Source organism: Brachybacterium tyrofermentans (assembly GCF_014897585.1).
Taxonomy (GTDB): Bacteria; Actinomycetota; Actinomycetes; order Actinomycetales; family Dermabacteraceae; genus Brachybacterium; species Brachybacterium tyrofermentans.
In genome coordinates, this window is sequence record NZ_JABUXW010000014.1 from 29,417 (window position 1) to 52,548 (window position 23,132).

General features: G+C 68.0%; 20 protein-coding genes. 7 read left to right on the forward strand and 13 right to left on the reverse strand.

The window, feature by feature from the left end; translation table 11 throughout:
- Positions 1-367: 367 nt before the first annotated feature.
- Complete coding sequence (locus tag INT49_RS11615) at positions 368-1,402, reverse strand: IS30 family transposase (protein WP_193117908.1); 1,035 nt, start codon at positions 1,400-1,402, stop codon at positions 368-370.
- 219 nt (positions 1,403-1,621) lie between these two features.
- On the opposite strand from INT49_RS11615, the gene INT49_RS11620 reads away from it, so the two are divergent.
- The 3 genes from INT49_RS11620 to INT49_RS11630 all read left to right on the forward strand — a co-directional run bounded on the left by INT49_RS11620 (position 1,622) and on the right by INT49_RS11630 (position 4,253).
- Entirely contained in the window at positions 1,622-2,683 is a 1,062-nt protein-coding gene (locus INT49_RS11620) for a tellurite resistance/C4-dicarboxylate transporter family protein (RefSeq protein ID WP_319021594.1), read from the forward strand.
- A gap of 169 nt (positions 2,684-2,852) precedes the next feature.
- On the forward strand, positions 2,853-3,479 hold the full coding sequence (locus INT49_RS11625) for a dihydrofolate reductase family protein (protein WP_193117910.1): 627 nt from the start codon (positions 2,853-2,855) through the stop codon (positions 3,477-3,479).
- A 3-nt stretch (positions 3,480-3,482) separates the two neighbouring features.
- Complete coding sequence (locus INT49_RS11630; protein WP_193117911.1) at positions 3,483-4,253, forward strand: DUF899 family protein; 771 nt, start codon at positions 3,483-3,485, stop codon at positions 4,251-4,253.
- Between the two features lie 108 nt (positions 4,254-4,361).
- Here the strand turns inward: INT49_RS11630 and INT49_RS11635 are convergent, their stop codons facing one another.
- The 3 genes from INT49_RS11635 to INT49_RS11645 form a co-directional block, all read right to left on the reverse strand.
- Complete coding sequence (locus INT49_RS11635) at positions 4,362-4,682, reverse strand: putative quinol monooxygenase (RefSeq protein WP_193117912.1); 321 nt, start codon at positions 4,680-4,682, stop codon at positions 4,362-4,364.
- Positions 4,683-4,833: 151 nt separating this feature from the next.
- Positions 4,834-6,282: an MDR family MFS transporter gene (locus INT49_RS11640; protein ID WP_193117913.1), complete on the reverse strand. Its 1,449-nt coding sequence runs from the start codon at positions 6,280-6,282 to the stop codon at positions 4,834-4,836.
- A gap of 302 nt (positions 6,283-6,584) precedes the next feature.
- Positions 6,585-7,388 carry a SurA N-terminal domain-containing protein gene (locus INT49_RS11645; protein ID WP_193117914.1) on the reverse strand — a complete coding sequence of 268 codons (804 nt, stop codon included), beginning with the start codon at positions 7,386-7,388 and terminating at the stop codon, positions 6,585-6,587.
- A gap of 217 nt (positions 7,389-7,605) precedes the next feature.
- On the opposite strand from INT49_RS11645, the gene INT49_RS11650 reads away from it, so the two are divergent.
- Positions 7,606-8,061, forward strand: a complete 456-nt coding sequence (locus INT49_RS11650; protein WP_193117915.1) for a hypothetical protein — start codon at positions 7,606-7,608, stop codon at positions 8,059-8,061.
- A 199-nt stretch (positions 8,062-8,260) separates the two neighbouring features.
- Here the strand turns inward: INT49_RS11650 and INT49_RS11655 are convergent, their stop codons facing one another.
- The 4 genes from INT49_RS11655 to INT49_RS11670 all read right to left on the reverse strand — a co-directional run bounded on the left by INT49_RS11655 (position 8,261) and on the right by INT49_RS11670 (position 13,667).
- Positions 8,261-9,109, reverse strand: coding sequence for a sugar phosphate isomerase/epimerase family protein (locus INT49_RS11655; RefSeq protein ID WP_193117916.1), 849 nt, complete (start codon positions 9,107-9,109; stop codon positions 8,261-8,263).
- A 159-nt stretch (positions 9,110-9,268) separates the two neighbouring features.
- On the reverse strand, positions 9,269-10,450 hold the full coding sequence (locus INT49_RS11660) for a Gfo/Idh/MocA family protein (RefSeq protein ID WP_193117917.1): 1,182 nt from the start codon (positions 10,448-10,450) through the stop codon (positions 9,269-9,271).
- Between the two features lie 132 nt (positions 10,451-10,582).
- Positions 10,583-12,052 (reverse strand): MFS transporter, encoded by a 1,470-nt coding sequence (locus INT49_RS11665; RefSeq protein ID WP_193117918.1) that lies wholly within the window; start codon positions 12,050-12,052, stop codon positions 10,583-10,585.
- Positions 12,053-12,620: 568 nt separating this feature from the next.
- On the reverse strand, positions 12,621-13,667 hold the full coding sequence (locus INT49_RS11670) for a transglycosylase family protein (RefSeq protein WP_226850359.1): 1,047 nt from the start codon (positions 13,665-13,667) through the stop codon (positions 12,621-12,623).
- 469 nt (positions 13,668-14,136) lie between these two features.
- On the opposite strand from INT49_RS11670, the gene INT49_RS11675 reads away from it, so the two are divergent.
- A complete protein-coding gene (locus INT49_RS11675) occupies positions 14,137-14,592 on the forward strand; it encodes a globin domain-containing protein (RefSeq protein ID WP_193117920.1) in 456 nt (151 codons plus the stop codon).
- Between the two features lie 74 nt (positions 14,593-14,666).
- Entirely contained in the window at positions 14,667-15,332 is a 666-nt protein-coding gene (locus INT49_RS11680) for a lysoplasmalogenase (protein ID WP_193117921.1), read from the forward strand.
- A gap of 73 nt (positions 15,333-15,405) precedes the next feature.
- Here INT49_RS11680 and INT49_RS11685 read toward each other — a convergent pair whose 3' ends face one another.
- From INT49_RS11685 to INT49_RS11705, 5 genes are all read right to left on the reverse strand, one after another.
- Positions 15,406-16,785, reverse strand: a complete 1,380-nt coding sequence (locus tag INT49_RS11685; protein WP_193117922.1) for a TerC family protein — start codon at positions 16,783-16,785, stop codon at positions 15,406-15,408.
- A gap of 319 nt (positions 16,786-17,104) precedes the next feature.
- A complete protein-coding gene (locus INT49_RS11690) occupies positions 17,105-17,440 on the reverse strand; it encodes a plasmid stabilization protein (RefSeq protein WP_193117923.1) in 336 nt (111 codons plus the stop codon).
- An 88-nt stretch (positions 17,441-17,528) separates the two neighbouring features.
- Entirely contained in the window at positions 17,529-18,632 is a 1,104-nt protein-coding gene (locus INT49_RS11695; protein WP_193117924.1) for a baeRF2 domain-containing protein, read from the reverse strand.
- Positions 18,633-18,789: 157 nt separating this feature from the next.
- Positions 18,790-19,779 carry an ATP-grasp domain-containing protein gene (locus INT49_RS11700; RefSeq protein ID WP_193117925.1) on the reverse strand — a complete coding sequence of 330 codons (990 nt, stop codon included), beginning with the start codon at positions 19,777-19,779 and terminating at the stop codon, positions 18,790-18,792.
- A 133-nt stretch (positions 19,780-19,912) separates the two neighbouring features.
- A complete protein-coding gene (locus tag INT49_RS11705; protein ID WP_193117926.1) occupies positions 19,913-21,271 on the reverse strand; it encodes an NtaA/DmoA family FMN-dependent monooxygenase in 1,359 nt (452 codons plus the stop codon).
- 205 nt (positions 21,272-21,476) lie between these two features.
- Here INT49_RS11705 and INT49_RS11710 point away from each other — a divergent pair, with 205 nt between their 5' ends.
- Positions 21,477-23,132, forward strand: a complete 1,656-nt coding sequence (locus INT49_RS11710) for an ABC transporter substrate-binding protein (protein ID WP_319021595.1) — start codon at positions 21,477-21,479, stop codon at positions 23,130-23,132.

Genomic DNA, 23,132 nt, shown 5'->3' on the forward strand with positions numbered 1-23,132 from the left:
GGTTCGCGCGAGCGAGCAGGCCCGGCGGTGGGACGGTGTCGGCGGCCGATGACTCTCCACCGGGCCGCGGACAACTTAATACCCTAGGTTCACCGGTGGAAAGGGTCCACTGGACATCCAGCTGGGTGACACAACCGTCAGGGGGAACGCACGAGAATGCACGCCGTCGTCGGCGTGGTGGGCTCCAGCGGTATGGCTCCCAGAGTGCCGTGGTCGCGGCCCCGTGTCCAGAGGCAGGTCCGGGAGCATGGTGCGAGCCTTGTGGTGCGCCGGCACCGAGGTGAGGGCTCCGCGCCGGGCGGGCGCCGGGGGATGAGCGGATTCTCCTGCCGTGGATCCGGGATTGTCGCAGAGCGCGGGGGTGGTGTCAAAGCGTGGAAGCAACATGGGGTTCGCCGGCCAGTAGTCGGGCGAAGGATTCTGTCGGTGTCAGGAAGCCGAGTCGGCGTCGGGGTCGGTTGTTGATCTCTTCGGCGATGGTGGTGAGGTAGGGCTGGTGGTCGGGGATCGCGGTGCCCTTGGGGAGGTACTCCCGGTAGAGCCGGTTCGTGTTCTCGTTGCTGGGCCGCTGCCAGGGCGAGTGGGGCTCAGCGAAGTAGACCGGCATGTCCGTGGCCAGGGAGACCTTCGCGTGTTGCGCCATCTCGGAGCCCTGGTCCCAGGCCAGCGAGGCCTGCATCATCCTGGGCAGCTCGGTGAAGTACTCGATCACCGCATCCGCGGTGCCCTCGGCATGTTTCGAGGGCAGGGCGAGCAGGCCGGTGAACCCGCTCATCCGCTCCACCAGGGTCGCAGCGCACGAGGCCCCGTTCTTCCCGATGATCAGGTCGCCCTCCCAGTGCCCCGGCACCCGCCGCTTCGCTGCGTCCTCGCCCCGTTCCGCGATCGGGACCATCCCCACGATCGGTCCGCCCCGGGTCCGGCCGGTGGTGCGGGGCTGGCGCTTGGTCCGCTTGGACTGCAAGAAGATCCCGCGCTTGGCGAGTTCACCGCGGGGAATCGCGTAGATGTACTGGTAGATCGCTTCTCCGCTGACGGTGCGGCCCTGAGCATCGGGAGAGTTCGCCATGCGTCCAACGGTCGGGTCTGCGGCCTCCAGACGCAAGCGACCCGCGATCTCGTTCGGCGTCCACGACGCCGCGAGGTCGGCGTTCACCCTCGCCTGGAGCACCGGGTCCTTCGCCACTTTTCGGACTTGTGGGCGCGAGCGTTGGCGTTGCGCTTTCACGTCCGCGGTCACCGCTTGATAGCCACGGGTCTTCGTCGAGTTCCGTCGTAGCTCCCTGGAGACCACTGACGGGCATCTGCCCAGGTGAGCAGCGATGCGACGGACTCCCCACCCGGCCTTCGATCCCGTCGAGATCTCCATCCGCTCCGTGAACGTGAGCCGCCGCCGCACCATCCCAGGCCTCCTCGCCTCGAGCCCCCACCGACCGGGAGTGTTGCTACGACGCTATGACACCACCGGGAGTTGCATTCGCAAGGTGATTCCTGCCGGTGGTGTCCGGGAATTCTCCGCGGTCCGTCGCGCGTTTCCGTCGCACAATTCATCTCCTCGCACGGCCGACGGCTGCGATCACGGGGCGGCATTATGGGCCCGATCATGTGGGCACAATGGAGCGTGACCAGGACGCCTTCCCGCCTCGCCGTACGAGCAGACAGTGCGATCTCCGGGCTCTCCCCAGGCTATTTCGCCCTGGTGATGGCGACCGGAATCCTGTCGGTCGCGTTGCATGAAGCCGGGCTCCTGGGTCCCTCACAGGTCGCGCTCGCGCTCGCCGTGGTGGCATACCTGGTGCTCGTGGCTCTCTTCGTGGCCCGCGCGATCCGCCACGGCCGACGGATGCTCGGCGATGCCAGGAATCCCGAGACGGCCTTCGGGTTCTTCACGGTCGTCGCCGCCACCGGGGTGCTGGCGGCCGGTCTTCAGGGCAATGGTCTGGGGGGCCTCTCCATCGGTCTGCTGATCGTGGCGGCCGCGATCTGGCTGGTGCTGGGCTATGTGCTGCCCTGGCAGGTGCTCATGATGCGGGACGGCGAGCCGATCCTCGCCCGCACCAACGGCACCTGGTTCATCTGGTCCGTGGCCTCGCAGTCCCTCGCCGTCGGCCTCTCCGGCCTGCATCCCACCACCCCGCGCCTCGCCGACCTGCTCGGCATCGCGACCGTGATGGCCTGGTCGGTGGGCACGATCCTCTACGTCGGGATCGCCGTGCTGGTGATCCTGCGCGTGGTGCACCACGGCATCACCCCCCATCAGTTCGAGCCGCCGTACTGGGTCGCGATGGGCGCCCTGGCCATCTCCGTCGTCGCCGGGGCGAGCATCGTGGACATGGGCTCGGTGCCGATGGTCGACGCCGCACGGGGGCTCATCGGCGGCACCGTCGTCGTGTTCTGGTGCTTCGCGGCATGGCTGGTGCCCCTGCTGGTCGGTGCCGGGGCCTGGCGCCACCTGATCCATCGCATCCCGCTGCGCTACACCCCGGCCCTGTGGTCGATGGTGTTCCCGCTGGGCATGTTCGCCGTCGCCTCGATGCGACTGGGCCGCGTGGAGCACATGCCGGCGGTCGAGACCATCGGGGCGGGGTTCCTCGTTGTCGCCCTGCTCGCCTGGCTGCTGGTCGCTGCGGGTCTCGCCGTGACGATCGGACGAGGGGCACGGCGTGGTCCCGTCGGACGCTGAGGTCCCGTCCCGATGGCGTCCCGTCCCGATGGCGTCCCGTTCCGCTGACGACCGGTCGGCCGCCGACGCCCTCGATGTCGGGCGCCGCACGATGGCGGTGCCTGCCCTGGCGGCGTAGCCTGGTTCCTGCACGCGCCCGGACCGGATCTCTCGACGTCGAGGACCACTCATGGATGACAACCCTGCACCACGCACCGCACAGCCGCTGCTCGTCGACTTCATCCTCTCGCTGGACGGCTGCGCCGCCGGCGAGGGCTGGCCGGGCTGGTGGGGACTCCAGAGCGACGAGTACCTCGACTGGCTCGCCGGGGAGCCCGACTACGTCTCCTTGATGGGAGCGACCACCTACCGGCTGATGTCCGAGATGGGGCAGCAGGCCGAGCAGATCGAGATCTCCGAGGAGGAGAAGGCAAGCTTCGAGGAGATGGCTCAGCTGCCGAAGGTGGTCTTCTCCTCGACGCTCCAGGAGCCGCTCGCCTGGCCGAACACCACCTTGATCAGCGCCGACGCGGTCGAGGCGGTGCGGGAGCTGAAGCAGACCTCGTCCCTCCCGCTGACCACCGTGGGCAGCATCCGCCTCAGCCACTCCTTGATGAAGGCCGGTCTCGTGGACCGGTTCCGGGTGATCCTGTTCCCCGTGATCACGGGCCGCACCGGCCTCGAGCGCATCTGGGACCGCTTCGAGGACTTCGGCCTGGAGCTCACGGAGGCGCGCACCTTCGCCGGCGGTCTCCAGCTGCTCGAGTACGTACCGACCTATCTGCCGGAACCTCCCGGCACCGCCTGGGAGCGCTGAGCGATGACGACGGATGCTGCCGGGAACGCAGGACGACCGCCGGTGGTGGACATGACCACCTGGCAGGAGGTCCGGGACGAGCTGCTGGTGCGCGAGAAGGCGCATACCCACGAGGGGGATGCGATCGCGGCGGCGAGACGACGGCTGCCCATGGTGGAGATCGACGGCGGCGTCGAGGTGGTGGGCCAGGACGGCCCGGTGCCCTTCCGGGACCTGTTCGAGGGCCGCGATCGGCTCGTGGTCTACCAGCACATGTGGCACGACGGAGCCCCGCATCAGGGCCAGTGCGAAGGCTGCACCACCACGGCCTGGCACCTGCAGGACGTCACCTATCTCCACGCCCATGACGTCTCCCTGGCGATCCTCACCACGGGGCCATGGGAGGAGGTCGCGCCGTACACCGAGTTCATGGGATACACCCAGGTGCCCTGGTACTCGGTGCGCACGCTCGACGAACCCGTCGGCGGCGAGATGGGCTACCTCGCGAGCTTCCTGCGCGACGGGGATCGCGTGTTCCTCACCTACCGCACCACCGGTCGGGGCAACGAACGCGTCAACGTCGCCATGGGCCTGCTCGACATGACCACCTACGGGCGCGGCGAGAGCTGGGAGGACACCCCCGAGGGCTGGCCGGAGGGTCGCCATGCCTGCTGGTCCTGGCGCACCGACGCCGAGGGGAACTCCACCGGGGGAGGGACCAGCCGGCCCGTGCCGCAGTGGACCCGGCCCGGCGCCGCCCCCGTGACGACGCTCGGCCGGCATGGGGCCCACTGACCGTTGCCGCGCTGCGATGTCAGCCCCGGGCTGCGCCGCGGAGTGCCGAGTCGCGCAGGGAAGGGCCGAGACGCGCCGGGGAGTGCCGAGACGCGCCGGACCGGCGAATCAGTCGACCTGGATCTCTCCCATGGGACCCCAGCCGTCGCTCTCGATCTGCTGGGAGATGATCTGCGGCGTGGCCTCGAGGTACTGCGGGAACTCCTGCTGCATCGTGGCGAAGTGCGGGGAGTTCACGTGGGGTCCGGCGCCCTCGTCGGTGAACGCCTCGATGAGCACATAGGTGTTGGGCTCCTTGACGCTGCGCGACCACTCGAACCACAGGTTGCCCGGCTCGGCGAGCGTGGTCTCGGTGAACTCGCGGGAGAGCTCGGGCCACTGGTCCGCGAACTCGGGCTTCACGGGGAACTTCACGTTGATGAGGATCATGATCAGGTCCTTCCGGGACGAAGAGATGAGTGGGGCGGCCTGCCTGTCCCGCAACCAGGCCGATAGAGCCATTCTCGCAGGGCAGGAACGCCTCCGGCCACCGCGATCGCCCGGGCGATCGCGGTGCCGAGGAGTTGCCCTCGGCCGGTGATCAGTCCTCCGTGAGGCCCGTGTCGCCGGGATCGGAGTGCCCGGAGTGGATCGTCTGCGGGGTCAAGGCGCGGATGAAGAAGGCTCCGATGAGTCCCAGCAGGCTGAAGCCGCCGGCCACGATGAACGCGACGTTCACGCCGTGGATCGGACCCTGTGCCCCATGGGTCGCGGGGTCCAGCGCGGCAGAGGTCATCACGGTGACCAGCACGGCGGTTCCCACGGACGCGGCGATCTGGCGCAGCGTGTTGTTCAGGGCCGTGCCGTGGGGGATGAGGTGCTGCGGCAGCTGGTTCAGGGCGGCGGTGGTGACCGGCATGATCACCATGGCCGTGCCGAACATGCGGAAGGCGTTGACGATCGCGATGTAGGCGAACGTGGTGGTCGGGGTGAGAGTGGCGAGCAGGAACGTCGTGACCGTCACCAGGGCGAAGCCGATGATGGCCAGCCACTTGGCCCCGAAGCGGTCGAAGATCCGCCCCGTCACTGGGGACATCAGGCCCATCGCCACGGCGCCGGGCAGCAGCACGAGACCGGAGTCCATCGCACTGTGCTCGGTCATGTTCTGCATGTACAGCGGGATCATCAGCATCCCGCCGATCATCGCCATGAACACGAGCATGCCCAGCACGGTGCCGAGGGTGAACATGCGGAAGCGCAGAACGCGGAACTCGAGGATCGGCTGCTCGAGGCGTCCCTGGCGGCGGATGAACCACACCAGCGAGACCACGCCGACCGCGAGGGAGATGAGCACCTCGGGACTGCCCCATCCGGTGTTCCCCGCGGTGCCGAGGCCGAAGAGCAGGCCACCGAAACCGAACGTGGACAGGACGATCGACAGCACGTCCAGCCGCGGGTGGGTGCGCTCGGTGACGTTCTTGAGGATGAACGACGCGACGATGATGTCGATGATCGCGATCGGCACCAGCATGATGAACAGCGTCTGCCAGGGCAGGTGATCCACGATCCAGCCCGAGAGGCTGGGGCCGATCGCCGGGGCGAAGGCGATCACGAGGCCGAAGGTGCCCATCGCCGAGCCGCGCTTCTCGAGCGGGAACACGGCGAACAGGATCGTCTGCATCAGCGGCATGATGATGCCGCCGCCGGCCGCCTGGACGACACGGCCGATCAGCAGCACCGAGAAGGCCGGCGCGAGGGCGCAGATCACCGTACCGATCGTGAACAGGCCCATCGCCGCGAAGAACAGCGACCGGGTGGTGAACTTCTGGATCAGGAACGCGGTGATCGGGATCATGATGCCGTTGACCAGCATGAAGATCGTGGTGACCCACTGCGCGGAGTTCGCGGTGATGTCGAAGTCGCGCATGAATTCCGGCAGTGCAGTGTTCAGTAACGTCTGGTTCAGGATGACGATGAACGCTCCTGAGACCAGCGTCGCGAGCACGACGTTCCGGTTGAACGGGGCGGGTGCGCCGCTCTCCCTTGTCACATCGACGCCTCTCCGTCTCGGTTCTCTCGCTCGATGCGGCCCGTCGCAGGCTGAGCTGCGGCGAGCCGTCCTTTCGCACACTAGGGCCGATCTTGCATCCACTGCAACTATCTCGCCGAGCGTGTGGCATTGTGCGGTGCCCGGGTGACATGGCACGCAGGCACGACGCACTCCCCAGACCGGTGCCGCAGCCCTGGCGAGGGCGGCGGCACCGGTCTGGGGAGTCAACGGATACTGCTGGCTTGTGGGTCAGGAGCGAGAGGTTCGTTCCTCAGAGCGTGATCGTGTCCTCGAACGCGCTCTCAGAGGTTGATCGTGACGTCGCCCTTCTCGCGCAGATCCTTCGCCATCGTCGTCGCCGCCTCGCCCTGCTGCTGGGAGGTCGCCTGATCGGCCAGCTGGTCCTTGACGTCCTCGAAGGGCGGGACCTCGCCCTGCTGGCCGCCGGACTGCTCCTGCTGGGCGACGAGCTGGTCGTACTGCGTCTTGAGCTCCTCGTCGCTCGGCTTCTTGATATCGGCTTCCTGCTCGATGTACGTCGTCAGGGTGAACTGGGAGGCGGCGTCCTTGCGCACGTCGTCCTCGCTCATGCCCTGCTGCTCCAGGGCCTTGACGACCTCGTCGGCGGAGCCCATGCCGTTCTGTGCGGCGATGTCCTCGAGCGTGGCGTCGATGTCCTTGTCGGAGGCCTTGATGCCGGCGTCCGAGGCTGCCTGCAGCAGAAGGCGGTTGTCGACCAGCTGGCCGGCGACCTGCTTCTTCAGGTCGGCCTGGTTGATCTCCTGGCCGGTGGACTGCTGCTGCATCGAGGCCTGCTGGAACTGGGGCTCGTAGGCCTTGACGAACTCGTCCTTGGAGATCTTCTCCCCGTTGACCTCGGCGACGACGTCGGGGACGTCGGAGGTGTCGGCCTCGGGCATCGCCTGCTCGCCGCCGGGCTGAGGGGCGCCTCCGCCATCACTAGCGGCGGCTGGCTGCTCGCCGCCGCCGTCGCTGGCGCCCGACGGGGCAGCCTTGTCGTCGCTGCACCCGGTGAGGGCGAGGACGGCGGCGAACGAGATGGCGACGAAAGAGTTGCGGAGCTTCGAGGTGCTGGGGACCTTCACTGTGCCTCCTGAGATTGAGCGGCGCGGGCGACGCTACGCCCCGAAACCTGACATCGCGTTGCAGGACCGCTCAGAGACCGGTCAGGAACTCGCGTTCCGTGGGTAGTGTCACGAAAGGGTAACGGCTGGAGTTGCTCGCGGGGAAGGAGCGCGGGCTTCCGGCTCCGTTTCTCATAAGGCCGGGACGCGGATGCAGAGCCCACCTAGGGTGTCAGGCATGGATCTGAGGACAGCGACGGATTGCGGCAACTCGCCACGGATGGCGCTCGTCGCCGAGGTCATCACGGCCTGGGCATCGGGGGATGACGCCCTTGTGCAGGAGTGGCTCGCCGTCGACGCCCGCTGGATCCTGGTCGGTGCGCAGGATCCGGGGGACGCCGCGAGCAGCGCTGACGGGGACACTGCCGGCAGTGACAGCAACGGCGACACCAAGAACACCAGCACCAACGACAGCGCCAGTGACAGCCCGAAGGGCGCGATCGTCCCGCCGCCGTTCGACGCCGACCACGGCGAGATCCTCACCGTCCTCAGTCACGGTCGGCACGCCGCCTGCGACGGCTATCTCGTGCGTGGTGAGGAACGCGTGGACTTCTGCCACGTGATCCGCTTCGCGGGCGCCACGAAGACGGCGAAGATCCGCGAGATCCGCACCTACCTGCTGCCTGCCGCCTGAGGCCGACGACGTGAAGAGCCGACGACGCCATGAGGCGGCGGCGCGATGAGGTGGAGACGCCACGAGGCGACGACGTGACGACGTGACGACGTGACGACGCGACGACGCGACGACGCGGAGAGAGCAGGACAGCACGATGCCCGGCACCGCCCGTCGAGAGGGAGGTGCCGGGCATCGTGGCCTGTGGCGTCGGGCCGGATCAGTACCCGATGGACTTCAGGTACTCGCGGGAGTCGCGGATGCAGTCCATCGGGTCGCGCCCGTAGGTGTCGTCCTGCTCGATGAGGAAGTACTCGGCGCCGGCCTTCTCGGCCGCCGGCAGCAGCTCCGGCCAGTTCATGTTGCCCTGGCCCACCTCGGCGAACTGACCGAGGGACAGGAAGGCGCCGTAGAACTCCTTCATGTCGATCTCCTTCGCCTCGAACTTTCGGTAGACCTCCGCGTCCAGCGGGGCTACCCGGAAGTCCTTGACGTGGATGAGCTTGCAGGCGCCTGAGTAGGCGGCCAGCATGTCCAGCGGAGCCATGCCGCCGCGCTGCACCCAGTGGAGGTCCACCTCGAACAGCAGGGACGGGGCCACCCGGCGCACGATGTCGAAGATCCGCTCCCCGTCGAACTGGATGAGGTCGACGTGGTGGTTGTGATAGCACAGCGTCACACCCTGCTCGGTGAGACGGGCGGCGTAGGGCTCGACGGAGGCGGCCCACTCCTCAGCGGCCTCCTTCGAGGTCATCGCGCCGAACGGCATCATGCCGATGCGCAGGAAGCGGGAACCGGTCTTCTGGCAGGCCTCGACGGCGCGGTCGAACTCGGTCTCGAGGGCGAAGCCGTTGCCGCCGGGGGCGATCGACGCGCTCATCGCGGCGGTCTCGACGTCGAAGTCGGCCTTGCCGCGCACGAGGTCGTCGATGAGCTCGTCGGTCATCTCCACCTGGGAGACCTCGACGGCGTCGATGTCGAGCTCGCGCACATCGCGGAGCACCTCGTACATCCCCTTCTCGTTGATCTGGTCCTTGAGCATCATGAGCTGGAGTCCGAGCACGGGCATGAGAGTTCTCCTGGGAGTCATCGGGCGGCGCCAGCGGCGCGCGGCCCGGGTGGTGGGGTGGTCGTCCGGCCGACGGACGTCATCCGTGGTCGGCCGTGTGCACTCGGTGCAGGCCCGGGGAGGCGTGCTGGTGCTCGCCTCCCCGGGCCCGCTGCGCGATCAGGAACGGACGGGGAACGTGCCCTCGGCCTCGATGCGCTTGTTGAGCTCGGCGAGGTACTCCTCGGCCGGGTAGTCGACCAGGTCGATCTCGCGACCGGTCCACGCCGACAGCTGCATTCCCGAGGCAAGGCGCACGCCGTTGATTCCCTCGGCGCCGTCCGCGATCAGCGGGGTGCCGTCGTTGACGTGCGCGGCGAAGTTGGTCAGGACAGCGATGTGCTGCTGGCCCCACGCCGACTCGTAGTCCTTCTCCTCGACGGTGTACACCTCGGAGGGGTCCATCTCGCCGCGGAAGAGCTTGGCGACGTCCTGCATCGTCATCTTGTCGCTCAGGGAGCGCTCGTCCTCCTGGAGGCGGGTGATGGTCACCTTCTTCGAGGCATCCACGACGACCTTGCCCTTGTCGAACAGCATCTCCAGGCGGTCGGTGCCGATGATGTCGTTCGTCGAGGTGATGAAGCTGCCGGTGGCCCCGTCGCCGAAATCGACGACCGCATTGACCTCGTCCTCGGTGGCGATGTCGCGCTGGAAGCCGAAGGCGAGCTTCGCGAAGACCTTCTTCGGGGTGCCGCACAGCCACTGCCACAGGTCCAGCTGGTGGGGAGCCTGGTTCACGAGCACGCCGCCGCCCTCGCCGCCCCAGGTCGCACGCCATGCCGACTGGTCGTAGTAGCCCTGCGGGCGCCACCAGGTGGTGATGATCCACGAGGTGTGGCGCAGCTTCCCGAGCTCACCGGAGGAGATGAGCTCCTTCAGGTCGGTGTAGACGGGGTTGGTGCGCTGGTTGAACATGATCGCGAAGGTGGTCTCGGGGTGAGCGGCCGCGAAGTCGTTCATCTCCTCGACCTGCTTGGTGTAGACGCCGGCCGGCTTCTCGGTGAGGGTGTGGATGCCCTTGCCGATCGCGGTGATGGTCATCTCCGAGTGCAGGAAGTGCGGCACGGTGGTGACGACGGCGTCGACGTCGCCAGAGTCGAGCATCGCGATGTAGTCGTCGAAGAAGGGGATTCCCGCGTGCTTCTCCGCGGCGAGGTCCTTCTTGGCCGGGTCGATATCGGCGATCGCGCCGAGGGTCATGCCCTCGATCTTGCCGTCGGCGAGCAGCCCGGCGTACATGCCGCCCTGGGCGCCCAGTCCGATGATGCCGAGCCGTACTGACTTCTCTGTCTTCTCCGACATGGTGTCTCCTGTCTACGGTGAAAGGTTCTGACCCGCGGGGCGGGCCGAGGAAATCGGTGGTTGTGCCGCGCTGGCGGTATCGGGGGTACGAGGTCGTCGCTGACCCCTCGAAAGGACCGCCGACGACGGGGTTCAGGAGTGCGAGCTCTGGGACTCGTGCTTGGCCGCCAGTGTCGCAACATTCTCGTCGACGCGCTTCTTGGACAGCGGGTACCAGAAGATCAGCGCCAACAGGGAGACCAGCAGCAGCAGCGCCGGAAGCAGTGTGGCGAGGGAGTAGATCCCGTCGAGCACCTGATCCGTCTGGATGATGTGCTCACCGGCGGTGGATACGTAGCCGATCCACGTCAGCGCCCACCCGGTGAGGCCGCCGGCGACGGCCTGGCCGAGCTTACGGGCCCAGGAGTAGGTGGCGTACACGGTCGCGTCATTGCGCTCCCCGGTGCGAATCTCCTGGAAGTCGATCACATCGGTGATGAACGCCCAGATCAGGATGTTCAGGCAGGCGACGCCGAGCATGAGCACCGCGTAGCCGAACATGAAGAAATATGGACTGTCTGTGCGCACGACGAACAGCACCAGGCCGGCGACGACGGCGAGCAGCAAGCCGACCATGCCGATCTCCTTCTTACCGACGGCCCCGGCAAGCCTGGCCGCGACGGGGACCATCAGCAGGGTCGGAGCGAGGCCCACAAAATTCACGGCGCTGAGCAGCTGGCCGTCGTTGAAGTATTCGTTGAACAGGAAAGGCATGATCGTACCGAGCGTCATGAAGGCGACCAGCATAAACAGCGAGCTGGCGATCATGCCGGTCAGGGCGCGGTTCGTGACCAAGGTGCCCATCGTCTTCGCGAAACCCATGCGCTCCTCCTTGGGCTTCGGCGGGGTCGTGATGCGCTCCTCGACGTTGGCGAAGCACATCAGGTAGCAGACGATGGCGAGTACGCCGCAGCCGGCGGCGGCCAGCATCATTCGGGTGCCGGAGAGTTCGGACTGGCCGTCGATCTGGACGAACACGATCAGCGGCAGGACCACGGAGATGGCGAGATTCGCCAGCGTCGCACCGAGCGAGCGGAACACGGACAGTGAAGCGCGCTCGCCGGCCTTGTTGGAGATGACCGAGGCCATCGAGCCGTAGGGGATGTTGATCAGGGTGTAGAAGACTGAGCCCCACAGGACATAGGTGACGACCATCCAGGCCAGGCGCATGCCGTAGCTGCCGTCCTGCAGGAACGGGGAGAGCATGAGGAAGGAGGCCCCAGCGACCGGGATCATGATGCGCAGCAACCAGGGCTTGAAGCGGCCGCTCCGCCCGGGTCGCAGGGTGTCGACCAGGCGGCCGGAGCCGATGTCGGTGAAGGCGTCGAGGATGCGTGCGGCGAACAGCAGGGTGCCGACGTGGGCGGCGCTGATGCCCATCACGTTGGTGTAGAAGATCAGGAAGAACGTGGACTGCAGGATGAACGTGAAGTCGTTCCCGAAGTCTCCGAACATGTAGCCGATCTTGTCCCGGAGGCTGAACGGGCGCTTCGCCACGGCGGTGGATCCGACGGGCGGCGGCGATACGGACGGCAACGGCGTCCCCGTGTGATTGGTGCTCATCGTTGTGCTCCTTCAGTCTCATCCTTGAGTGGCGCGGCGATCACACGCATCACGGTGCGGATGAAGGCTCTGGGTCGCCATGGTCGCCGTGGCTGAGGCAGCCGTACGGAACGAGTGATTCGAGTCTGGCCGCGACGGGTGAAAGCTGGTGCTTCTTGCCACGAGTTGCACGGTGATGGAACGGGTGCCAAGGAGATGCGCAGACGGTATATCGCGTATCGCGGGTCTCTCACCTGTGCATCTGCAAGGCGGAGGTGTCGTCATCTCAATAGTGCTGTGTGTTGCATGTTGTGGAATGGCCCAAGTTGCCATTGGTTGCCGCGCGGGCTGGGTGTGCACCCCTGCGTGGAGTGCAGTGGTGCTCGAGGAGCGCGTCGACCGTTGATCGATCCGGAACCCGGAACCCGGAACCCGGAGCACGGCGCTCGGCGCCCGGGACCTGGAATCAGGAACCCGGATCCCAGAGTCAGGAGGCACGACGACGGACGGCCGGGCCACCCTGAGGGTGACCCGGCCGTCCGGGGGAGTGCGGTGTGACCGCAGGTGCGGCGCGTGCGCCGCGGAAGGATCAGTAGAGGTTCAGGAAGGTCTGCAGGACCTTCACGGTGTCCCCATCGATCTCGTCGGAGCCGTTCTGGGTGGCGCCGATCTCGTGCTGCAGGCCGGCCACGGTGTTCTCGCCGATCTTGCCGTCCTGGTCGGTCTTGGCCCAGCCCTGGAGCGCGAGGGTGGTCTCCTCGTTCATGTCACCGGTCTGCTCCACGCCCAGCCAATCCTGGAGGGCGGTGATGGTGTTGGTGCCCATCTTGCCGTCGACATCGAGCGTGCCGGCCACGGAGAGATCCGCGGAGGCATGCGAGCCGGCGTCGGACTGCTTGGGAGCCTCGGCCTGAGCGGCGGGCTTCTCGGCCTGCTGCTTCTTCTCGGTCTCCTTGGTGAAGCCGTTGTCGTCGCAGTTGTCCGCGATGCCGTCGCCGTTGCAGCTCCAGTCGCCCTGCTTCTCGGCCGGAGCGGCGGGCTTCTGAGCCTTCTGCTTCGGAGCCTCCTGCTGCTTCGGGGCCTCCTGCTGCTTCTGCTCGGTCTGCTTCGGAGCCTGCTGCTTCTTCTCGGTCTCCTTGGTGAAGCCGTTGTCATCGCAGTTGTCCGCGATGCCGTCGCCGTTGCAGCTCCAGTCGCCCTGCTTCTCGGCGGGCTTGCGATCGTTGGAACGATCGGCCTTGCGCTCGGAGTCGCGGTTCGAGGTGGAGTCGGAGCTGCCGCTGTCCGCAGACGGGGCGTTGGAGGTGTCCGCGCCCCCCGTGAGGCTGACGCCGCAGGTGGGCCAGGCGCCCTTGCCCTGCGTGGCGAGCACCTTCTCGGCGATGGCGATCTGCTGGCTCTTCGAGGCCTGGTCGGCGGTCGAGGCGTACTGCGTGCCGCCGAAGCCCTCCCAGGTCGACTGGGAGAACTGCAGGCCGCCGTAGTAGCCGTTGCCGGTGTTGATCGACCAGTTGCCGCCGGACTCGCAGGCGGCGACGCTGTCCCAGCCGCCGGCAGCGTTCGCGGCGCCGCCGGTGGCGAGCATGCCGGTGGCGACGAGTGCGCCCCCGGCGAGGCCGACAGCCGTGCGGGTCATGCTGCGGCGGAGCGTGGCGGTCTTCGGGGTCCGAATGGCGTGTGTGTTGTGCGGGGACATAGACACGTCCTTTCACATATCTCGCGGGGGTCGCGCCTCCCGTGGATAGCACGGTCGTCGCGTCGCGTATCTCGCGTCTGCTGAACGATGGCCACCGTACGGGGGCGGTCCCCCCTCGAAGCAAGGGTGTCGGCCCGAACTGACCGAGCCTTTACATAGACCGGAAGCAGGGATGACCTTTCTTCGCTCGCTCGACTGATCCGCTGACCTGCGGCGATGATGCTCTTCCTGCACGTGGGAGCGGGGATGGGACCTGAGTCACCCGGTGTCTGGTAGGTCACGGGATGGTCACGACGATCGTGAGCCAGGCCTCGGAGGCGGGCCGGAACGGGCAGCGCGCGCGCAGGTGCCGGGCCCCGATGCCCCGGTCTCTTCGCTCCGACCTGCCCGGCAGGAATATCCTGGGCGCATGGAGCAGAACATCTTCGACGCCGCTGGCGGGATGGACGCCATGAGGAGCATCGCGAGGTGCTGGCACGATCTGGCGGTGACCGACCCGGTGGTGGCTCACGCGTTCTCCCACGGGTATGCCGCGGACCATGAGGAGCGGCTGGCGACCTACCTGGCCCAGGCGCTCGGAGGCCCCTCTGCCTACACCGAGTCCTACGGTGCGCCCGCACACATGGATCGCCTCCATGCGGGGAACGGCATCCACGAGGATTTCGACGAGGCGGGAATCGCCGTCTTCGCACGCGCCGTGGCCCAGGCAGGCATCCCCGACCCTGCGGCCACCGCGATCGTGGAGTACTGGACCTGGATGACCCGTGACGTTCTGAACCGGTATCCCGCTGCGTCGGTGGCCGTTCCCTCCGATGCTCCCGTCCACACCTGGACCTGGGACGGGCCGAGCGCGCCCGGCGACTGACCCCTTCCCCGCGCCCCGTATTCCGCACCCCGTCGGCCTGGGCCACCGCGTCCGGCTCCCTCTACGCTTCGTCCATGAGGCTCGCTCTGCTCGTCGTCGCCGTGGTGTCGTCCGTACATCTTGGCGCCCAGCTGCTCGGTGCGGTGATGATCTCGGGCGTCACGCAGGTCCTGCTGATGCCCGCCCTCGCCATGGTGCTCTGGACGGGCACGACGGCCCCGCGGGGCCGTCTGGTGGTCCTGACGCTGGGAGCTCTGGGTCTGTCCTGGGTGGGGGATGCCGTGCCCCGTCTCCTGCCGGAGAGCCAGTCCTTCGTCGGGATGCTGGCGGCTTTCCTGGTCGCGCACCTGCTGTATGCGGCGGCTTTCTGGCCCAGGCGCCACCGTTCGGTGCTCGCGCGGCCTTCGCTGCTGGTCCCGTATGTCGCCGCTGCCGTGCTGATCTGCGCGCTGTGTGCGGGGCAGGCTGGGCCGTTGCTGCCCGCGATCATCGTCTATGCGGCGGCGATCGTGATCATGGCCGTGCTCGCGACGGGCCTCGGCGCGCGCGCCGGCATCGGGGGCGCCGTCTTCGTCGTCTCCGATTCCCTGATCGCCCTGGACGCCTTCGGGGTGCTCACCCTGCCCGTCCAGGGGTTCTGGGTGATGAGCACCTACATGCTCGCCCAGCTGCTGCTGGTGCTCTCGGTGCGTCGCGTCGCCGCAGAGCCCCGTCCGACCCGGGTGGCACGCACCGGGTGAGTGCGCGGCTCCCTGGGGGACGAGGACGGCTCCCCACGGATGATCCGTGAGGAGCCGTCGAAGCCGTGCGGGGTCAGCTCACGCGCTCGGCGCGAGCCTGCTCGCGCTCAAGGCGCTTGGCCTTCTTGGTCGCGCGGACCCTCTCCTCCTCGGCGACGGTGATGACGTTGCCGTTGGGATCGGTCGCGACCGTGCCGTCCTCCCGGGTGACGAGCAGGCCGTCGGGCTGCTCATCGGACCGCTCTCCCCGCTCGTTGAAGCGCACCCGCTGCGCATGGACCGCGTGGGCGTCGGACAGCAGCTCTGTCACGTTGCGCTCAGAGACCACCAGGTCCTGGAACTTCGCAGGGAGCCCCTCGATGATCCGCTCGTGCTCGAGCATCCGCTCGTACATCTCATCGCGCCGGCTCTCGAAGCTCTCGTAGGTCATCTCCTGGTAGGCGACGGCCTCGCGATGCGCGTTGTTGACCGCGGCCTGCGCGCGTCCCTTGGGGGACACCAGGGAGATGAGGACGGTCACCGCGAGGGTCACGATGATGACGCTCAGGGAGAGGCCCGTGGTGACCTCGGGGACGTTCAGCGGCTCGCCGCCGTTGAGGAACGGGAGCTCGTTCTCGTGCAGGGCGTGCAGCACGAGCTTCACGCCGATGAAGCCGAGGATGATCGAGAGCCCGTAGGAGAGGTAGACGAGGCGGTCGAGCAGTCCGTCGATGAGGAAGTACAGCTGGCGCAGTCCGAGCAGCGAGAAGGCCGTCGCGGTGAACACGATGAAGGTGTTCTGGGTCAGGCCGAAGATCGCCGGGATCGAGTCCAGGGCGAACAGCAGGTCGGTGCCGCCGATGGCGATCATGACCAGCAGCATCGGCGTGAGGACGCGCTTGCCGTTCTCGATCGTGAAGAGCCTGTCGCCGTCGAAGTCATCGCTCGCCGGAAGGACCGCCTTGATCAGGCGCACGAAGAGGCTGTCCTTCTTCTCCTTCTCCGGATCGTCGGGCTTGAGCTCGCCGAGGATCATCTTCACCGCGGTGTACAGCAGGATCGCGCCGAAGATGTAGAAGGCGAAGGAGAGGCGATCGATCGCGACCGCACCGATCGCGATCATGCCCGAGCGGGCGATGATCGCGAAGGTGATTCCGAACAGCAACACCTTCTGCTGGTCCTCGCGCGGCACGGCGAAGGCGCCGATGATCACGAGGAACACGAAGAGGTTGTCGATCGAGAGGGCCTTCTCGGTGACATACCCGGCGAAGTACTCGGTGCCCATGTCGGCGCCGCCGAACACCAGCACGGCCGCGCCGAACAGCAGGGCGATGCCGACGTAGACCCCCGACCAGACCGCGGCCTCGCGGATCGTGGGGATGTGCGCCTTGCGCACATGGAAGATGTAGTCGAAAGCCAGGAGGCCGACGATCAGGATGATCGTCAGGATCCAGACGAGAGGTGGTACGGACATGAAGCTGCCTTCCGGGTCGTGTGACTGACCCGGGTCTCTCCACCCGTCGAGGTTCTCGACGGGCCGCTGCGCCCGGAGTGCCTGTGGAGGCCCTCGTGATGACGTGCGCTGCGTGGCGGATACTCCCCCGTTGCCTAGTTGAAGTTTACAGAGATATCTGAGGAAAGCCCGAGAATCCTGGGGGAGGAGCGTTCAGGCTCACCCCCGGATCCTCGGACTCTCCTGTGTCGTGCCGTCCTGCAGTGCAGTGCACTGACGTGCAGTGCACTGACGTGCAGTGCACCGACGTGCAGCGCACTGCAGCGGCGCGGTGCTGGCCTCAGCGTTCCTCGCGCTTCTCGACCTCGACCTCCAGCTCGGCCTTGTCCATCGACGACCGGCCCTCGACGCCGTGACGCTTGGCGTCCTGGTAGAGCTGGTCCTTGGTGCGGCCCTGCGGTCCCGAGTGGGAGTGCTCTCCGCCGCGCTCGGCCGGGGACTTGTCCTCGGTCGACGTGCGGCTGGCCTCTTCGGACTCGCCCTCCTGGGCGCGGGTCTTGTTCACAGTGCGGGCCGCGATCTCCTCGGCCTCCGCCTCCGAGCGGCCCTTGTCCTCCAGGCCCTCCTTGACGTGCTCGTACTGGCGTTCCCGCTTGTCGTTCCATGCGTCGGGCATCATCTGCTCCTTGTCGCCGGGTGCTCCGTGGGTCGGGTGCTCCGGGGGTGGGGTGGTTGCGGGGCCTATCAGGCGCCTCGTGCCACCCTCATTCCCGCCGGGAGTCTCCGGTCATGCTGCCGATGCTGTTGGACGGGGTGCTGCCGTCGCGCCAGCGCAGCAGGGCGCCGACGCCTTCGGGGATCCCCTCGGCATCCTCCGGGAGAGCGGCGACCGCAGCGTCGGTGAGCAGTGCTGTGCGCAGCAGAACCTCGATGCTCGGGGGAGCGTGCCCGCTGACGAACACGAGCTCATCGACCTGCCCGCGGTCCAGCGCCTGGGCCACCTCGTCAGATCCACCGACGGAGGCGCCATCACGGGCCTGGCTCTCGCGGAAGCGGTCCGCGAGGTCCTGCAGGCGGGTGGCGACGAACTCCTCGGCGGTGCGCACCAGCTCTGTGCGGAACGGTCCCTGGTCGAAGGCGACGCCTCGGGTTCCGCCCTGGACCTCGATCACACGGTCGCGGGTCTCGCGACCCAGGGCGTCCTTGAGCAGACCCATGGCGCGCACGTCTCCGCTCAGCATCAGCATGTCGGGGCAGCGCTCGCGCACGATGCGCTCAACCGTCGCGGCGACGGCCTCCGCATTGCGTTCCCACGAGTCCTCGACCCGTGCCTCGATGCTGCTGCCCCGCCAGCCGTGCTGGGCTCCGCCCGGGCGTGCCTTGTGCAGTTCGTCGTGGCCGCCCTCGACGTGGGCATCCGCGCCCAGATCGTTGGGGCCACGGGCGATCGACGGGTTCTCGGGGGCGCGCAGATGCAGGTCCGCGCCGGCGCGGTCCACGACGACGAGCAGCTGGCTGACCGCATACGGGGTGAGCTGCAGCAGCGGGAGCAGCTGGGGATGGTCGCCGCGGTGAGCCGATTCCTGCAGAGGCGGGACCGGCAGCACCCGGTCCACGAGGATCTCGGTGTCCGTCGCGAGGATCGTGCGGCCGTTCCTCCCACCGATCGGGGAGGGACTCAGCACCGTCTCCTCGATCTGTTCCAGGAGATCCGCGGGCGCGCCGTCGGCCGAGAGGCCGGAACGCATCCGGGCCCACCGTGCCTCCAGCTCGCCGGCGGCGTGCGGATCCGTCCGGGTCGTGTCCAGGTGGACCGAGGTGATCGGACCGGTGGTTTCGAGGGCCGGCTTCAGCCAGGGCAGTTTCACGAATGACCTCCTGCGTGCTCGACGTGCGGCGGGACCGAGCTCCCAGCTCGGCCTCAGTGCACCGCGTGGGTCAGCTCACCTTTCCACGCGGACGGGGCCGCCGCAAGGAAATGGCGGAACAGGTGAGGTGCAGGCGGCGTTCTCCCGTCCGAGCCCCTCAGGTGTTCCGTACCTCCTCGCGCAGCAGCCCACCCAGGTAGCGGGCGATCTGTCGGGCCGCGGGGAGCTCGAGCCCCTCTTCGACCTCGGGGTTGTAGTTGGTGTTGGTGTTGATGTCGTACGTGACGGTGCGACCATCGACCGTGGTCATGAACTCGATGCCGGCGATCTCGATGCCGAGGTCCGCGAGCAGCGAGCGGTACCGGCGGATCAGCGGGTCCTCGCCCGTGATCTCGGGCCGGATCCGGAACATCGGCTCGGGGGCTGCGCCGGAGCGCGCCCCGTCATCGGCGCCTGCGCTGGTGCCCGGCAGTGCGCAGGCTTCGGCCGGGCACAGCTCGAAGCCGCCGGCGGAGGTGTCCACACGCACCGCATACACGAACTCGCCGCCCACGAACTCCGCACGAGTGACGGACGGCTCGGTGGCGACCAGGAGCTCCTGGAGCAGGGTGATCCCGTCGGCCGCCTCCTCGAAGTCGTCACCGCGCACGTAGGCGTCGAAGGACTCGTGGTCGTCGAAGCGGCGCACCCCGAGTCCCTTGCCGCCCTGGTTGTGCTTGGTGATGAAGGGGGCCTCGATGCCCTTCGCCGAGTCGATGAGGCCGTCGCGCCCGAAGACCGCCACGGTGCGCGGCACATCGAACCCTGCCCGACGCAGGGCCGCGTGCTGGATGACCTTGCTGACCTCGAGGTCGGCGACGTGCTGGCCGCCCACGACGCGTCGGCCCCAGGAGGCGGCCCACGCGGTGATCGAGCGTGCTGCGTCCTTCGCGAGGGGAGCGTCCCGGGTGTGCGAGGAGGCGCTGAGCCGGGACCAGATCACGCCCGCCGGCGGCTCGGCATCGAGATCCAGGGTGCCGGTGCCGAGCGGCCACTCCACGAGCGGGACACCCTCGGCCTCGAAGGCGCGTCGGAACGGCGGGATCCACTCCGGGTTGTCATGCAGGACGTGCACGGCAGGGGTGTCGTGCGGGGCAGTGATAGACATCAGTTTTCCTTGGATCCGCAATAAGTGGGCCTGTCAGTCTAGTCGCCTGCGGAGTCGATCGACGGAAGAGGGGCGGCGGAGGCCCGGACGCGCCGGGGTGTCGGGCCGTCCGCCGTCGGGATGCGGCAGATCCTCAGACGCCGACGCCGGAGAAAGCGCCCCGGAAGCGCGCTGCGGGGTGCGCCGCGGGCAGCGTGTCCGTGCCGGTGAGCTGGCTGCGCAGGGTGCCTCCCTGCTCCGGCAGGCGCCCGCGCTCCCGGAGGATCGGCGAGACCAGCTCGGCGAAGTCCGAGACCGTGTCATAGGAGTGGTACTGGCGCAGGTTGATGCCGTCGATCCCGTCGACGTCGAGCCAGTGCTCGATCGCATCGGCCACCACCTCCGGCGTCCCCGCCACGAAGAAGCGGTCCTGCCAGGCCTCGTCGACGGCGTCGAGGAGCTCTCCGATGGTGGATGCCCCGCCCTTGCGGCCCACCGGGGTGTCGGCGGGCAGGCCCTCGATCTCGAGCGCCTCGGCGATCGTGCGCTCCCGCGGATGGTCCAGGGCGCGGATCGGCACCGACTGGTGCACCAGCATCCCCTCGGTGGAGCGGTGCTCCTGGTACTGCGCGAGCTTCGCGTCGACCTCGGCCTGGGTGCGTCCCGTGATCACGGCGGCCTGCACGACGAACTTCGGATCGGACGGATCGCGGCCGGCCTCCTCCGCGGCCGCCCGTACGGCGGGGACGGTCCTCTCCAGCAGCGGGCCGTGGGTGAAGACGACCTCGGCGTTCTGCCCCGCCCGGATCGCGCCGGCGGGCGACGCCGTGGCGAGGATCAGGGTGGGGGTGCGCTGCGGGGAGGGCTCGGAGAGGTGAGGGCCGGCGACCGAGAAGTTCGGCCCCGCGTGGTCGATGCGATGCACCTTCGAGGGGTCGGCGTAGATGCTGTTCTCCGCGTCGCGCACCACGGCGCCGTCGTCCCAGGAGCCCTCCCACAGCTTGTAGAGGACCTCGAGGTACTCATCGGCGATCTCATAGCGCTGGTCGTGCTCGATCTCCTCGGCGAGCCCGAAGTTCCGGGCGGCATTGGGGAGATAGGAGGTGACGATGTTCCACCCCACGCGGCCTCCGGTGAGGTGGTCGAGCGTGGACATCCGCCTCGCGAAGGAGAAGGGCGGTTCATAGCTGGTGGAGAAGGTGATCCCGAAGCCGAGGCGCTCGGTGACCGCGGCCATCGCCGGGACCACCATCATCGGATCGTTGTTGGGGATCTGCAGGCCTTCCCGCAGAGCGGTCTCCGCGGAGCCCCCGTACACGTCATAGGCGCCCACGACGTCGGCCAGGAAGATCGCGGTGAACCCGCCCTCCTCCGCACGGCGCGCGAGCTCGGTCCAATAGGCCACGTCGGTGTAGCGGTGCCGGTTGTTCCCGGGCAGCCGCCAGAGGCCATGGGTGATGTGGCCGACGCAGTTCATCTCGAACAGGTTGAGGATCAGCGGTTTGGGGGCCACGGGAACTCCGATCGTGGGGGCGGTGATGGCACTGCGCACGATCCGTGCTCGGGGCGCTGTCGCGCATCTCCTGTGAACCACCGTGACGCCCCGCTGTCGTGCGGTCCATGCCGCCGACCCGCACGTTCGCGAGCCGTCACAAAACTTTCACCCCTCCTTATCTGACCTTATGTTCCGTGGTGACCCATCGACCGAGGAGACGACCGTGCGACGACGATCCCTGGCAGCTGCTGCCGCCACCGCCTGCGCGAGCATGCTGCTGGCCGGCTGTGGAACGGCCGACCCCGCGGCCGCGCTGCCGGCCGGGACGAAGGAGGGCGGGGAGCTGGTCTACGCCACCGACCGCGAACCGACCTGCCTGGACCCCCACAACACCGGGGACATGCCGCAGACGTACATCGCCCGCCAGTACCTCGACTCGCTGGTCTCGATGCAGGAGGACGGCTCGGTGGTGCCCTGGCTCGCGGACTCCTGGGAGATCTCCGCGGACGGGCTCACCTACGACTTCACCCTCAAGGAGGGCGTCGAGTTCACGGACGGGGAGCCCTTCGACGCCTCTGCGGTGGTCGCGAACTTCGAACAGATCATGGATCCCGCGACCCAGTCGTCCACCGATCTGCTGTACCTCTCGCCCTACTTCGACTCCGCCGAAGCCGTCTCGGAGCACGTGGTGCGGATCCACCTCAAGCGACCCTACTCACCGCTTCTCACCGTCCTCTCCCAGGCGTTCTTCGGGATGGAGTCCCCGACGGCGATGGCGCGGGGCCTCGAGGAGAACTGCCAGTCCCCGGTCGGGACCGGCCCGTTCATCGTCACCGAGTGGAAGCGCGGACGGGAGGTCGTGATGGTCCGCAACGAGCACTACACCTCCGCCCCGGCCGACGCGAAGCACCAGGGCCCCGCCTATCTGGAGAAGCTCACCTGGCGGTTCCTCAAGGACAACACCGCACGGTTCGGTGCGCTGCAGTCCGGCCGGGCCCACGCGATCTTCAACGTGCCGCCCGAATCGGTGCCCGCCGCGACGGCGGATCCCACGATCAGCACCGAAGATTTCGTCCACTCCGGAGTGCCGTTCTCCCTCGACCTCAACACCACCGGCCCGGCGCTGTCCGACATCCGCGTGCGCCGGGCCATCGTGCACGCCTCCGACGCGCCGGGCATCGTCGAGAGCGCCTATGCGGGCGTGTTCCCGTACGAGGGGAACTCGATCTCCACGGGCACCCCCGCGTACGACGAGCGGTTCCACGAGCCCTACCCCTACGACGAGGCCGCTGCCGAGGCTCTGCTGGACGAGGCAGGCTGGACCGGCCGTGACGACGAGGGGTACCGCACGAAGGACGGACAGACCCTGTCGCTGCGGTTCCCCTACAACTCCGACCCCGGCGAGACCCCGCCGGCGGACCTCACCATCTACCAGAACTTCCAGGCCATGCAGAAGCGCGTCGGGGTGAAGGTCGAGCTCGTCCCCACCGATGCCTCCACCATGACGGCGCTCAAGAAGGATCCGACGCAGTACGACATCCAGGGCCGCTACTGGAACAGCCCCACCCCCAACGTCATGTACATCAAGTACTCCCAGGAGACCCTCGATCTCGGCAACGGCCAGAACGTGTCCCGGGCCTCGGACGAGGAGCTCGACGCGACGTTGCTCGAGGCCGCCGCCACCACGGACCCGGACCAGCAGGACGCCCTCTACTCGGCGGCCCAGGAGCGCCTGACCGCCCAGGCCTGGCACATCCCGCTGTACCCGGTCCAGACCCGCCTGGCCACGCGATCCGACCTCGTCGAGGACATCTGGATCGAACCGAGCGAGGGCGAGCCCGTCCTCCACGACGCCTATCTGCTCCGCGAAGGGCTCTGA